Source organism: Prevotella sp. DNF00663 (genome assembly GCF_001553265.1).
Lineage (GTDB): Bacteria > Bacteroidota > Bacteroidia > Bacteroidales > Bacteroidaceae > Prevotella.
Genome location: NZ_KQ960598.1, coordinates 83,194 through 97,600, shown reverse-complemented (window position 1 = coordinate 97,600; position 14,407 = coordinate 83,194). Strand labels below are relative to the sequence as shown.

15 protein-coding genes are annotated in these 14,407 nt (G+C 42.5%); all 15 read right to left on the bottom strand.

The window, feature by feature from the left end:
- Window positions 1-12: 12 nt before the first annotated feature.
- The 15 genes from HMPREF3034_RS02535 to HMPREF3034_RS02465 all read right to left on the bottom strand — a co-directional run bounded on the left by HMPREF3034_RS02535 (window position 13) and on the right by HMPREF3034_RS02465 (window position 14,252).
- Window positions 13-1,182, bottom strand: coding sequence for an exo-beta-N-acetylmuramidase NamZ family protein (locus HMPREF3034_RS02535; protein ID WP_036897135.1), 1,170 nt, complete (start codon window positions 1,180-1,182; stop codon window positions 13-15).
- 348 nt (window positions 1,183-1,530) lie between these two features.
- On the bottom strand, window positions 1,531-1,827 hold the full coding sequence (locus tag HMPREF3034_RS02530; RefSeq protein WP_036897226.1) for a glutaredoxin: 297 nt from the start codon (window positions 1,825-1,827) through the stop codon (window positions 1,531-1,533).
- Between the two features lie 17 nt (window positions 1,828-1,844).
- The gene (locus HMPREF3034_RS02525) at window positions 1,845-2,078 is read right to left on the bottom strand and encodes a YecH family metal-binding protein (RefSeq protein WP_036897139.1); all 234 of its coding nucleotides are present in this window, start codon (window positions 2,076-2,078) and stop codon (window positions 1,845-1,847) included.
- Window positions 2,079-2,100: 22 nt separating this feature from the next.
- Window positions 2,101-2,475, bottom strand: coding sequence for a hypothetical protein (locus HMPREF3034_RS02520; protein ID WP_036897142.1), 375 nt, complete (start codon window positions 2,473-2,475; stop codon window positions 2,101-2,103).
- Between the two features lie 65 nt (window positions 2,476-2,540).
- The gene (locus HMPREF3034_RS02515; protein WP_052052832.1) at window positions 2,541-3,677 is read right to left on the bottom strand and encodes an alpha/beta hydrolase; all 1,137 of its coding nucleotides are present in this window, start codon (window positions 3,675-3,677) and stop codon (window positions 2,541-2,543) included.
- Between the two features lie 339 nt (window positions 3,678-4,016).
- Complete coding sequence (locus HMPREF3034_RS02510; RefSeq protein WP_062432894.1) at window positions 4,017-5,471, bottom strand: NADH-quinone oxidoreductase subunit N; 1,455 nt, start codon at window positions 5,469-5,471, stop codon at window positions 4,017-4,019.
- An 18-nt stretch (window positions 5,472-5,489) separates the two neighbouring features.
- A complete protein-coding gene (locus HMPREF3034_RS02505) occupies window positions 5,490-6,974 on the bottom strand; it encodes a complex I subunit 4 family protein (RefSeq protein ID WP_036897147.1) in 1,485 nt (494 codons plus the stop codon).
- 17 nt (window positions 6,975-6,991) lie between these two features.
- A complete protein-coding gene (gene nuoL / locus HMPREF3034_RS02500) occupies window positions 6,992-8,962 on the bottom strand; it encodes an NADH-quinone oxidoreductase subunit L (RefSeq protein WP_062432891.1) in 1,971 nt (656 codons plus the stop codon).
- A 7-nt stretch (window positions 8,963-8,969) separates the two neighbouring features.
- A complete protein-coding gene (nuoK, locus tag HMPREF3034_RS02495; RefSeq protein ID WP_036897151.1) occupies window positions 8,970-9,278 on the bottom strand; it encodes an NADH-quinone oxidoreductase subunit NuoK in 309 nt (102 codons plus the stop codon).
- Window positions 9,275-9,796 (bottom strand): NADH-quinone oxidoreductase subunit J family protein, encoded by a 522-nt coding sequence (locus HMPREF3034_RS02490; protein ID WP_062432888.1) that lies wholly within the window; start codon window positions 9,794-9,796, stop codon window positions 9,275-9,277. Before HMPREF3034_RS02490 ends, nuoK begins: the two co-directional genes overlap by 4 nt.
- Before the next feature lie 13 nt (window positions 9,797-9,809).
- Window positions 9,810-10,346 carry a NuoI/complex I 23 kDa subunit family protein gene (locus HMPREF3034_RS02485; protein WP_062432885.1) on the bottom strand — a complete coding sequence of 179 codons (537 nt, stop codon included), beginning with the start codon at window positions 10,344-10,346 and terminating at the stop codon, window positions 9,810-9,812.
- A gap of 17 nt (window positions 10,347-10,363) precedes the next feature.
- On the bottom strand, window positions 10,364-11,449 hold the full coding sequence (gene nuoH / locus HMPREF3034_RS02480) for an NADH-quinone oxidoreductase subunit NuoH (protein WP_036897158.1): 1,086 nt from the start codon (window positions 11,447-11,449) through the stop codon (window positions 10,364-10,366).
- 42 nt (window positions 11,450-11,491) lie between these two features.
- On the bottom strand, window positions 11,492-13,066 hold the full coding sequence (locus tag HMPREF3034_RS02475) for an NADH-quinone oxidoreductase subunit D (protein WP_062432883.1): 1,575 nt from the start codon (window positions 13,064-13,066) through the stop codon (window positions 11,492-11,494).
- Between the two features lie 14 nt (window positions 13,067-13,080).
- Complete coding sequence (locus HMPREF3034_RS02470) at window positions 13,081-13,911, bottom strand: NADH-quinone oxidoreductase subunit B (RefSeq protein WP_036897163.1); 831 nt, start codon at window positions 13,909-13,911, stop codon at window positions 13,081-13,083.
- Window positions 13,902-14,252 carry an NADH-quinone oxidoreductase subunit A gene (locus HMPREF3034_RS02465; RefSeq protein WP_036897165.1) on the bottom strand — a complete coding sequence of 117 codons (351 nt, stop codon included), beginning with the start codon at window positions 14,250-14,252 and terminating at the stop codon, window positions 13,902-13,904. The genes HMPREF3034_RS02470 and HMPREF3034_RS02465 overlap by 10 nt, the downstream gene beginning before the upstream one ends.
- Window positions 14,253-14,407: the final 155 nt, after the last annotated feature.

The window sequence follows — 14,407 nt, the reverse complement described above, 5'->3', positions numbered from 1 at the left end:
GGTTCTAGGGGGTTATTCCGGATAGAGTAAATAAGGTTTACGCTGTATCTTAAATTTCTTCACATCATTCTTCCAACGTGCTTTGATAGACTTTGCGTTGTGCCCACTCTCTATCATTTTGCGTACATAGCCTACACCGATGAGCTTTTCAAAAAATGGAGTGAAGAACTTATCACCGATACCTATCTTCCGATAAGCATCTATCACATAAGACAAATCAAGGCCATTCTTCCATATATCCTCATTTGGAATCATTGTTAAATTCACTCCATGACACTGTTCATTCAGCAATGGAGGGTTCTTAGCTCCGGATATACTACGCGGTATAAAGTCGTATGTTCCACCTTTCAACAAAGGATGACCATAAATTTGAAATGGCTTATCGGTACCACGACCCAAGCTAGCAACCGTCCCTTCAAAGTAACAAGTAGAAGGATACAGATATATTGACTTCATATTAGGTAAATTGGGTGATGGTGGAACAGGTAAATCATAATGCGACTGATGAGTATAATTCTTACAAGCTACCACCTGTAAAGGACACTTCCGGCCTTTACTGAGCCATCCTTCGCCATTAATCATCAATGCCAATTCGGCTAAAGTCATACCATGTACCACAGGAATAGGCAATGCGCCTACCCCCGACTTATACTTCATGTCAAGCAACGGGCCATCTACATAAAAGCCATTGGGATTAGGTCTATCCAGTATCACAACCGGTATACGTCGCTCAGCACATACATCCATCAACTTATACATAGATATATAATAGGTGTAGAAACGTAGTCCTACATCTTGAATATCCACTAATAAAATATCGGTTTTGTTTAATAACGCTTCATCGGGCTTTCCCCCTTCTCCCTTATAAAGCGAATAGATCTGCACACCAGTCTCTTCATCTATCGAGTTACCAACCGTTTCTCCAGCATCGGCCTTACCACGAAATCCATGTTCGGGTGAGAATACGCCTACTACATTAAAATGATGAGCCAACAATACATCTATTAGATGGCGTCCTTTAACCAAACCGGTATGATTGGAGAAAAGGGCTACCCGTTTATTCTTCAACAGTGGAAAGTAGGATTCTGTTTGTTCATCACCGCACATGATACCACTAGCCTGCGCTTGACAAACCATCACCAAGCAAAAAAGTGCACATATCACTAATAATTGTTTTTTCATGTCTAAGGTGGCTAGATTGTTCTTGAAGGTTTTAAATGATGCAGCGACTCCATATTTTGTTTCCCCTACATCCCTTCCTATTATTAAGAAGACGGTACAAGCGAGCAAAACGAGAGTTCGTTCTCATATTTTCTGACCGTAATCTGTCTTATGCAAAGATAGTTTAGTTTTTAGAATTAGATACAGAAAGTTTGAGTTTTTTCAATATTTTGGTATTTTTTAAGTTGCAACGATAATCTATTGGTATCACTTACGTGCTCATCGAAGAATGAAATTAAAAAAGTTCTATGGTTAAGAATACTCTAAAACACCTTAACCATAGAACTTATATAAGCCACAATAGTATCTTCAACACCCTGTCCCATCAATATTGCATGAGGCACCATGACTTGCTCCTAGTGTAATACCAGCCTCTTCGGGTGAAAGCGTCACCCTACCATCTTCCAACACGAAGCAGGGAATTCCGGCATAACCATACTTACGAGCATCGTCGAAAACAGGATTATTGTCACGCAAGCGTAGGAATTCTTTCAGGTAACTCACATGTGCCCCTATATCAACTGTCTGATAACGGCTATCCCCTTCTATCTGTTCATAGACCGCTACACAGTCCGGACACGATTTCATACCATATATCTTAATCATATACTGGTCCTTGAAATTCAATGATTACAAATCTTAGATGCATCTACAGTAAACCCTTCCTGCTTAGAAGGCATAAACTTACCACGCTCTTCCAAGAAGTCTACCAATTCTTCAGCATCCATTCCATCTACCGAACAAGTATGAAAACGTTCTTCCGTACCAAACTTCTCGATGATAGCCTTCACCAAACTTTCCTTACTATCATAACTATTACCCTCCATCATGTGGAGGACATCGTGTCCATGTGCCATAATTCTATTGTTTAATTGTTGATTATTTATTGGGTTGACTGCTTTCCCATTCCTGCCATTCTTTCATAGCTTCCTGCCAATCTGTAGCCTCGCCCAGCTCTACAGCCTGCTTGATACGAGCAGCTTCGTCACGTGCCTTATCACGAGCACGCTTCTCTTTCATGTCGGCAATGGTCTTATCGTCTAATATCTCTATTGTACCACGCCGAATAGCATCCTGCAATTCTTCCTCTCCAAAAGCTTTACCGGGCTCATTGAAGTCAGAGATATTAAACTCGAATTCCACTCTCAGATCGTGTCGAATCATCTTTTGCTTAAACCGATTACTTTCATTCTTGAGATGCAGCAGACGAGCTATTTGCTTAATTTCTTGTTGTGAGAATTTAGTTCTACCCATACATTTTTCTTTTTATAATAGCAATTCGTGTGCCAAAAGGATAATTATAGAAGTGATAACTTCAATTATCGCAAATCCAATCTCACTTGTGCCGGAAAAGCGAATCGAGGATCATTGCGCTCTTTCAGTGTTGCTTCGAGCGTCGCACGCGAACGCTTCAACTTTCCTTTAAACACTTTCTTACCACGATACAACACCGTCACCTTCTCATCCAAGTTGACCAGTTCATCGTTCAAACTCAATGTTAGCTGTTTATAATTACACTCTGTGATATTGATAACATTTCCTTCTACCGACAAGCGGATAGTTTTACCACGCAACATCTCGCGCTTGGGAATTGTTATCCAATAGAACGATGGCCGGCGCACCTCTTCTTGCTGCCACACGATTTTCTTTGGATAAGGATTACGCTGATACTGTGCCATCCAATCAACGGCAACGGTATCTACACGTTGCATCCAGTGTCCCATCCCTTTTACGATATGTGTTTCGTGGATATAACCTTCAGGATCAGCCTGCTGTAATGAGTCCATCTGCACACCACGCTGCTCATCTAACTTGTTACGATCATAAGCAGCGTCATCTGCTCCACACCATATCATAAATGGAGTATTACGCAAATTCAACAATGAAACATCACCGGGATGACCAGCCATCATCGAAGCTGCAGCCCAAGTATCGGCCATACGCGGTGCCATGCGCCACACTCCATCTCCTCCTGCCGAATATCCCATAATGTAAACCTTATCGGGATTTACGTCTTCAAAGACTATTCCCATTTGAATAAGAGCCTCATAGAATTGATCTAACATAGGTCGACACCACATATTCCACAAATTATAAGGAGCACGAGGTACTAAATACACACTGTTCTTAGGTGCATAGAGGCGTTTCTGATTCTCATACTGCTGATCATTGACAGCTGCCGGTGCCGTACCGCCACCATGCAATGAGATATACAGACTATAACCGTCTTTCGGCTTCTCACCATATATTTTCACCCAAAACGGCATTTTCAATGTGTCAATACGTACACACTTGTCATTCCATGTTTGCCGATAACGCGCACGAACATCAGCTTTCCATTGTTCCACCAACTCTTGCTTGACAGCAATAGCCTGTTCTTTAGACAACTTCTCTTCGGCATGTAGACCACCTACAAGCCAAAGACAAACAAACAATAATAAATAATTTCTTTTCATGATTCAGGGTTGTGATATTTGTACAAAGGTACTAATTTACACTTAAAACACCAATACCAACAGCTCAAACTTATCTACTGGTGAAGTCGTTAACTTATTTACTAGAGACTGCAACATTTCGGCAATCTTACTGCCAAGCCCAAACAGCATTACTGCAAGGGCCAGCCAGCAGCACTGTTACGGCTTTGCAGGCTGCAAATTGGCCTATTGATAAATTGACAAACAAACAAGCTAGGAGTTAGAAATAAGGTTTTTGCCCATTACGAGTAGTATACATAGCAAATAAAAAAGCGTTTAAGTCAGACGACCTAAACGCTTTTTAAATATGAAGAAGGAATTTTACATGGCTTTAGATGCCATATCAATCCAATCGAAGACAAATGAGCAAACGCCGAAAGCAACAATACCAAGCGTACAAAGAGCCAATGCCAACTTGGTATTGAGATTGCTTTGGAATGTTGGCAACGGTGTATCGTTGTGACGAATGAACATGGCCTTGACAATAAGCAGATAGTAGTACAACGACACTACGGTATTAATCAAAGCTATGAACAATACAATGTAAGCCCAAGTACCAACAGTAGTGTCAATACTCATACCCTTAACGGCTGCCATAAAGACAAAGAACTTACTGAACATACCCGCAAATGGAGGAATACCACCGAGCGAGAACAAAGCCAAAGTCATCAAGAAAGCCAACTTGGGGTTGGTCTTGTAAAGACCATTGTAGCTATCCATCTCTACAGTTCCGTTGTTATGCTCTTCGATAGTGCTGATGATAGTGAATACACTCATATTAGCTACCACGTAAATCAAAACATAGAAGCTGAGTGTAGCCACGCTCAATGCAGAGTTACCCACGATGGCCAGCACGATATAACCGGCCTGTGAGATAGAGCTAAACGCCATGAAACGCTTCAAATTGCTCTGACGAAGTGCAAACAAGTTGGCGATGGTAATAGACAATACCACAACTATATAGAGCAAATACTGCCAATACTCCGCCATAGGAGCAAACACTTTCATCAAGATAGCGCACAATGTAAACGCAGCAGCACCTTTACTTACGACAGAAAGATAGCCTGTAACGGTGGTTGGCGCACCCTGATAAGTGTCGGCAGTCCAAAAGTGGAAAGGCACAAGACTAATCTTAAAACCAAGTCCACTGAAGAAGAATACTAATCCCATAATGGTCAACGGAGTAGCTGTAATTCTTGTTGCTACATCGTCAAAGTACAATGTACCGACAGCACCATAGAGGAATGAGATACCATACAACATCACACCACTGGAGAAAGTTGCTGTCAGAATGAACTTAGCACTTGCTTCGGCAGAGTCGTGGCGATATTTATCAAGTGCAACAAGACAAGCCATAGGCACTGAAGCCATCTCTAATCCAAGGAAGAACAAAAGGAAATGGTTGGCACTTACCATCATGTTCATACCCAACAATGTTGAAAGCACCAATACATAGAACTCGCCTTCTTTGAAAGATGTGTCAGGACGGCTCATCCATTCCTTTGACTGAATAAGTACAATCAATGTACCAAAGGCCAAAATAGTCTTGATAATGCCGATAGAAGCATTCGTGTAATACATGCCACCAAAAGCTGTCGTAGCTTCTGTAGGACCGATATTGAATAACAAATGAGCCAACAACAGTACACATACCAACGGATTGAACCACTTACGGTCTGTGGAACTTGCACTCCAGAAATCGGCAATAAAAGTAATAACCAAGGCTACTGTCAACGTAACCTCTGGAATCATATTTAAAAATTGACTATAATTCATCTCTTTATTAATTCTAGATTATCCGATAATGTTCTGAAGAATTGTACCCACTGCATCTGAAATGGTATTGCCGACCCAAAGTGGGAACATACCTAATCCTGCAACACAGGCAATCAAACCAATAACAGCTACACGCTCATCCCAAGAGGCATCGTGCAATTTCTCGAACTCCGGGTTAGGTACTTTCTGATAAAGAATCTTACCAACAACACGCAGAATGTAGACTGCTGTAATCACAATAGACGTACAAGCAATGATGGTGCATACGCGACGGAACATGTCAGCATTCTGGAAAGAGCCTACAAAGATGGTCATTTCGGCAACGAATCCAGAGAAACCGGGCAGACCTAAGTTGGCCAAACCGGCAATGACATAAGCCACTGAAAGGAATGGGATAACTTTCATCAAACCACCTAGGTAACGTACATCACGTGTTCCGGCACGGTGGTAAATCATACCGATAACGGCAAAGAACAATGCTGTCATCAAACCGTGGGATAACATTTGGAGAATAGCACCTGTACAAGCAGTCTGAGTCATCATCAATAGAGCGAATAATACAAGTCCACAGTGAGACACAGAAGAATATGCGTTGATATACTTCAAGTCGGTCTGTACACAAGCAGAGAGCGCACCATAGACAACAGAGCAGGTTGTGAGAATCAAGAATATCCATGATAACTCCTGAGCAGCCTCAGGTAGCAAGTACATAGCAATACGGAAACATCCGTAACCACCAAGTTTCATCAACACACCGGCGTGCAACATAGATACAGCTGAAGGCGCACTGGCGTGACCGTCGGGGCTCCATGTGTGGAATGGGAACATGGCTCCAAGCACTCCAAAGCCGATAAAAATGAATGGGAAGAATACTTTCTGAACCTCAACAGGGATATTGTGCAGAGCTGCTATCTGCGTTACCTCCATGGTTGTTGCACCACTAAAGTAATAAATACCGAGGATACCGATAATCAACAAAGCCGAACCACCCATCAACATCAGAGTAAGCTTCATGGCAGCATACTCCTTTGGACCTGTTCCCCACACACCAATCAAGAGGTACATAGGAATCAAGGCCACCTCATAGAACATGAACATGGTGAACATATCGGTAGAGATGAAGAAGCCAAACACACCGATACTCAACAGAGTAAACCACAAGAAATACTCTTTCATCATGGGTTGCATACGCCAAGAAGCAAATGTTCCGGTCCAAACAATGATGGCACTCAAGAGTATCATCACTACGGAGATTCCATCAACACCCACACTATAAGCTATATTCAAAGGCTTAAACCAAGGGATACTAGCCGTAAAGAGCATTGCATCGGTATTGCCTGCATGACGCATCTGAACAAAAGTAACAGTAAGCCAAACCGCTAATACAAGAATAGCTGACGCACCTGCTACCATCACACCACGTACTTGATTATCATTGCGGGCAATCCAAAGACCCAACAACATCAGTACGGGAATAACTACGAATAAAGTTAATATACTCATCTTTCTATCTTTTCAAATTAAAGAATGCAAAGTAAGATCAACGTAAGCGCTACACTACCCGTCAAGAACCAAATAGCATACTGGCGTACATCGCCACTCTGCCACGGACGAATAGTCTCTCCAGCCTCTTGAGCACCCCAAGCCATGAAGTTGAATGTACCATCAATGACTTGACGGTCGAACCAAGCAATAGGTTTAGAGATACAGTTGAAGATGACTTTATGGGTAACAAACTGCCAAGCATCATCTATATAGAAACGGTTGAGAGCTGCCTTATGGAGTGTAGGCAACTTCTTAGCCAGCATATCTGCCAAAGGTTGCTTCTTAGGAGCATACATATAAGTAGCCAAACCAATTCCTAGCAATGCAACAACAATGCTTGTAGCTGCCACCTGCATATTGATATGGATGTCATAACTCTCTCCTGTAGCTGACACGAAATGCCCAAATGGAATCAAACCGGCTACACATGAAACCACTGCAAGGAATACCAATGGAATCCACATAACCGCCGGAACCTCCTGAGGACGGCGACGATGTTCGGGATCTAGTTCATAATAGCTCTGTCCCCAGAATATAACATAGTATAAACGGAACATATAGAACGCAGTCATACCGGCTACCAACGTCATAAAGTAGCCCATCCAAGGACTGAATTGCATACAAGCCGTAATGATTTCATCCTTAGAGAAGAAGCCTGCAAATGGTGGAATACCGCTGATAGCCAAGCATCCGATCAAGAAACAAGCATTTGTAATAGGCATATACTTGTGCAAACCTCCCATATACTCTTTGAAGTTGCTGCCAATAATCACAATGATAGCACCTGAACAAAGGAAGAGTAACGCCTTAAACATGGCATGAGTAAACAAGTGGAACATACCGGCCATATAACCCAAGCCACCTTCATGGTTGTCCAAAGCTGTACAAACACCTAAAGCTACAAGCATATAAGCAATCTGGGAAATCGTAGAGAAAGCCAAACCACGCTTAATATCCCGTTGGCAACATGCAACAGCTGCAGCATAGAATGCTGTAAAAGCTGCGATATATGCTATCCAATGAAGTTGCTCTATAGCCCCAAACTGAACGTAGATGGGGAACAAACTTGCAACTTGATAGACACCGGCAACCACCATGGTAGCTGCATGAATCAACGCAGATACAGGAGTTGGACCCTCCATAGCATCCGGAAGCCAAATATGTAATGGGAACATGGCACTCTTACCGGCACCACCGATAAACATCAAGAACAAAGCCCAAGGCAATACCCAACTATACTCTACGGCTACCTGAGATAACTTTGAACCTAATTCGGGATTAGCATGAAGGTCGTAATTGAATGTTCCAACATAGTAACTGAAGAACAAGATACCGATAAGGAAGAACAAATCGGCAAAACGTGTTACAATAAATGCCTTCTTACTAGCGTGCACTGCCTCGTGTTTGGGATAGTAGAAACCAATCAAAAGGTAAGAACATACACCCACCAACTCCCAGAACATATACATCTGGAAGATGTTTGTAGCTACTACCAACCCCAACATAGACATGGTAAAGAGGCTCAAATAGGCATAGAAACGTTGGAAACCTTTCTCGTAACCTTCCTTTTCGTAATGCTCATCTCTTTCTGCCATGTAGCCGAAAGAGTAGATATGAACCATAAAACTGACTGTAGTAATCACTATCAACATCATCACACTGATTGGCGACAAGCGGAAACCAATGTTAAAAGTCAATAGTTCTGTAAACTTCAACCAAGTCAAATTAAAGACGGTTACAGTAGGATAAAGACCTGTAGCAGCCTCGCGACCTACCGCGAAGAAGTATTCGTATGCCGTAAAACAAGACATAGCAAACACCAAGCCCATCATACAGGTACCTATCAAACCGGCAACCTTCTCTTTCATCTTCATTCCCGCAAGTCCAAGAAGCAAGAAGCTTAGGAATGGGAGAAGAAGTATTAAAAATGAATAACTATATTCCATTGTCTTTTTAGAATTTCATATTTTCAATACTGTTCACCTGATCACTCTTGTAATTACGGTAAACATTGATGATTATTGCCAAAGCAACGGCTGACTCAGCAGCACTCACACCGATGGAAAACAGCGTAAAGAAAAAGCCTTCCAACTGTCCGGGGAACAAGATACGATTGAATACTGCGAAGTTAATATCCACCGCATTCAGTACCAACTCGACGGAAATGAGCATAGCAACCAAGTTGCGACGGGTAACAAAACCAAATACTCCAATGAAGAACAACAATGTGCTCAAGATAAAATAAGCCGATACGGGTATCATTTGTTTTCCTCCTTTCGTGCTATCATAATTCCACCAATAATACAAGCCAGCAAGAACACAGAGATAAACTCAAATGGTAATACATATTGGAACTTGTCTGCTCCAAGCAAACTATTACCAATCTGTGCCATTGGAACTTCAGTATCTGCTACTTGAGCAGCTGCATTAATAAACTCATTCTTGAGAAGAATCACTGCTACAGTAGCCAAACCGATGAGCGAAACCAATACTCCACTCAGCACACGGCTACCTTTAAAACGTTCTACCAAACCTTGCAGGGCCTGCTTCGATACCAACTGGATAGCGAAGATATACATCATCGTGATACCACCGGCATAGATAGAAATCTGCGCAGCACCCAAGAATGTATAGTCAAGCAGGAAATATATGCCTGCAACACCGAACAACACGAACAACAGGAAAGTAGCAGCTCGCATAATTCTTTTTGTCATTACACACATCACAGCTGAGCAAATGATGACTACAGCTAGGATGCAAAATACAACTAAATTTGCCATATTCGTTACTTACCTATTTTGTTTTAGTATTGAACTTACCTATTTCGAATGGAGCACCACCATCAATCAATTGAGGCAGACTGCCACCCTTATATACTTCTTTATCTAGATGCAACACGAGTTTATCACGGTCGAAAACACTGTTTTCAAAGTCATTGGTAAACTCGATAGCATCAAAATTACAAGCATTGACGCAAAGCTCGCAGAACATACAGTCTCCAAGATCGTACTGATAATCTATCAATTGACGCTTCTTTCTACCGGTTTCCTCATTGGTCACCATTTCAGAAGTGATCTTAATAGTATCGTTCGGACAAGCTTTCTCACACATCAAGCAAGCAACACACTTATAAGCTTGATTCTCATCGCGCTTAAACACCAAGCGACCACGATGGCGTGGGCTCACGTGCAGTGTCGTCTTGCGGTTCTCAGGATACTGCTCTGTCGTCTTAGGAATAAAGTATTCTTTCAAAGTTACCCTCAAACCGGTAACCAAAGTCTTTAATCCATCGGCAATACCCCGGAAATATGATTTTTCATTATTTGCCATTTCTATACCTTATTTATTTAACCTACCAAGCCAAATGCTACACATAAAGTCATTAATACGAGATTGAGCAATGACAATGGCATGAGATATTTCCATTCAAGCTTCAATATTTGGTCGACACGCAGACGTGGGAATGTCCAACGAATCCACATCAATAGCCATACGACTACGAATGTCTTACCGAAGAACCACACGAATCCGGGAATCAAATTCATCAAATTATCGAAACCTTCAATGCCGATATTCAGGGGTGCCCAACCGCCTAAGAAGACTGTTGCAGCAACACCTGAGATAACAAACAGATTCAAATATTCTGCCAAATAGTAGAAACCAAATCCCATACCCGAATACTCTGTATGATAACCGGCAGTCAACTCGCTCTCAGCCTCAGCCAAGTCGAACGGGCCACGGTTTGCTTCCGCATTGCCGGCAATCAAGAATACCAAGAAAGCAATGATGGCTGGGATGTGTCCTTTGATGATAAGCCAGTTCCAAGGACCTGTCTGTTCTGCCACAATACCGCTGATTTGCATCGTTCCGGTAAGTGCAACTGCTGCTATCAAGCATAGTCCTAACGATATTTCATAGGAAATCATCTGAACAGCTCCACGCATAGCAGAGACTACAGAGTACTTATTATTACTACCCCAACCGGCTATAAAGATACCCAACACGCCTATTGAAGAAACGGCGGTAAGCAAGAATATGCCGACATTGAAGTCAAGAATGACTGCACCATTATTCCAAGGGAGGAACGAGAAAGTCGTCACCGAAGCAATAATAACGAGGAACGGAGCTATGCAATAAAGAAGCTTATCAGCCTTATCAATGATGAAAATTTCCTTTATCAACATCTTCACAACGTCAGCAAATACTTGGAATATACCCCACGGACCTACACGAACCGGCCCGATACGGCATTGGAAGTATGCACAAACCTTGCGTTCCATAAATATAAGTATAATGGCAATGACGGCATATGCTGTCAATATCAACACACCGACGATCACACATTCTATCAATATAGACAAGAAATCTCCTAGACCAAGAGTCTGGCGGAGAAGATTGTCAAACCATGTTGTAACTATACTAAAATCAAACATAATTATTCGTTGTTTTTATTCTATCATTCTTTGAAATTAGTATTATCTGTCCAAATCGGGAATAACGAAGTCGACAGCAGCACCCGTTGCCACGAGATCGGCTATCTTCTGCCCCTTCAACATCTTGTCGAAAGCGCCTACAATATTCAATCCCATCGGACGCATCTTCACTCTATACGGACTTTTATCGCCACGGCTATCAAGATAAACACCGAATTCGCCGGCTCCACCTTCAACAGAGAAGAACCATTGACCTTCCGGAACCTTGATTACCGGCTTTTGTTTGATATAGTATTCTCCCTCAGGTATGTTGTCTATCAACTGTTCGATGATGTCCAAACTCTGATAGAGTTCTTGAATATGAATCATATATCGATCCATAGAGTCGCCATTAGTAGCAACGATATCGTTCCACTTCACCTTGTCATACAAAGCATATGGATGGTTCTTACGCACATCGTTGTGCCAGCCCGAAGCTCTACCGGCAGGACCCGTCACACCATAATTAATACAATTAGGCATATCCATAACGCCCACACCTTCCAAACGTTGATGTGTAATCACATTATCCCCGAATACGTCAAGATACTCTTGAATCATCGGACGGAGATACTTACACAACTTCTTCGTATTCTCAACGAAGTTCGGATCGATATCGGCTTGTAATCCACCTATTCTATAATAGTTCTGTATCAGGCGTCCACCAGTGGTCTCTTCCATCACATTAAGCACCTGTTCACGGTCGCGCATACAATAAAGGAATGCTGTCAACGCACTCAAGTCTTGTGCACATGTACCGAGGAACAACAAGTGGTTATCGATACGCTGCAACTCGTCCATGATGGTACGGATGTACAGTATACGGTCGCTCAATTCTATACCCATAGCTTCTTCTATCACGCCAACCAAGGCATGACGATGATGCATAGCACACAGATAGTTAAGACGATCGGTTAATGCAAGTGTTTGTGGATAGGTCATATCCTCCATCATCTTCTCAATACCACGATGGATATATCCCAAATGTGGATAAACATGCTTGATAGTCTCACCATCTACGACCGTCTGCAAACGAAGCACACCATGCGTAGAAGGGTGGTTAGGACCAAAGTTCATCACGAAATCGTTCTCATCAAAAAGACGATGCTTGGTCTCAACCAATTCACCATTGGCATTTAAATTCCATTCTGAAGTCCAGTCAGATTCAGGCTCGTCGGTCATAGGGAACTGGTTAGCATCCGGACTCATATCAAAATCCTTACGGAGAGGATACCCTTGGAAATCGTTGCGCAAGAAAAGGCGACGCATATCCGGATGTCCCAAGAACTTGATACCAAGGAAATCGAAGACCTCACGCTCCAACAAATCGCTGCTGGCCCATACATGATAGAGCGAAGGAATGACATACTCCTCACCCACTTGCTTTGCCAACTGCTTTACACTGATGCGTTCATGACTCTCTGTATTCTCCAAAATATAGATACAGCCAAGTCCTCCTTCGCCTCCAAAATCTTCACCTATGATTGTAACGAGGTAATCGAAATGTTTTTCATCTTTCAGTTTCGTCATCTCCGCAAGGAAACTATCGAAGCCAAATTCTTTATTTTCTAATTTCATATTGCTCGCTTACCTTATTTATTATTAGTTTCAGTAGAAGGCGACTCAGTTGCAGGAGCTGCGGGAGTAGCAGGAGTTACAGGGGTATTTTCTGCCTTTACAGCATTCTGCTCCAATGTATCAAGTTCCTTGCCTAATTCTTCTATTTTCTCCTGAGCAGGCGTTTCCGTCACAATGATAGGGCGATTGTTGCCCAACTTGTCGGCACTGAAATTCTCATTACTCAAACCACGAAGTCCACCAAGCTTCAAACTCTCAGCTTTCTCTTCGCTGTTCATCTTGTGGTTAGCACCACCAAAGAATTTCTCTACTTTAATCTTACGCTGCAACTGCATCATGCCATAGATGATAGCTTCGGGACGTGGAGGGCAACCGGGGATGTATACATCCACTGGCACCAGCTCGTCTATACCGCGAACCACACTATAGCTCTTCTTAAACGGACCACCACTGATGGTACATCCCCCCACAGCTACCACATACTTAGGTTCTGCCATCTCGTCATAAAGACGCTTGAACACCGGAGCCATCTTGTTGGTAATCGTTCCGGCACACATGATTAGGTCGGCTTGACGGGGCGAGTTACGTGTAACCTCCCATCCGAAACGAGCCATATCGTAACGAGAACAACCGATAGACATGAACTCGATACCACAGCAAGAGGTACCAAAGGTTAACGACCAAGGTGAGTTTGAGCGTCCCCAGTTGATGGCTGCGTCGAGCGAACCCAACACTACGTTGGCTCCACCTTCGTTCAGTTCTTCAGCAATACGCTCTAGTGAGTCATTGTCCTTAAAGTCATCGTAAGGAAAACTCTTGATAGATGCTCTTTTTCTTACTTCCATTCCAACGCTCCTTTCCGCCAAGCATAAGCCAAGCCAAATACTAGTACTACAAGGAAGAAGCCGATGCTAACAAGAGCCATCGGTCCAAACTGTTTTACAACAACTGCCCAAGGATATAGGAACACGGTCTCAATGTCGAACACCAAGAAAAGGATTGCAAAGAGATAGTACCCAATATGGTTTGGCAACCACGACGACCCACGGGTCGGAATACCACACTCAAATGCTTCACCTTTGACCGGATTGTACGAACGCGGACCGATAAGCTTGGCTATGACGTATGCTGCCACCACCAAAACTACAGCCGTTATCAAAACGGTAACAAATAAAGTAAAATACATAAAGAATTTATAACGTTATTATATGATGCTTCCAAAGCGAGCCCAAAGGTACTAAGTTTTAGCCTACAATTACGCTATATTAACACAAAAAATCATAAATTCAAACAAAAAGTCATGTCGAGATAGCAAAAAAGAGGGGTTAGATACCTAGTCTT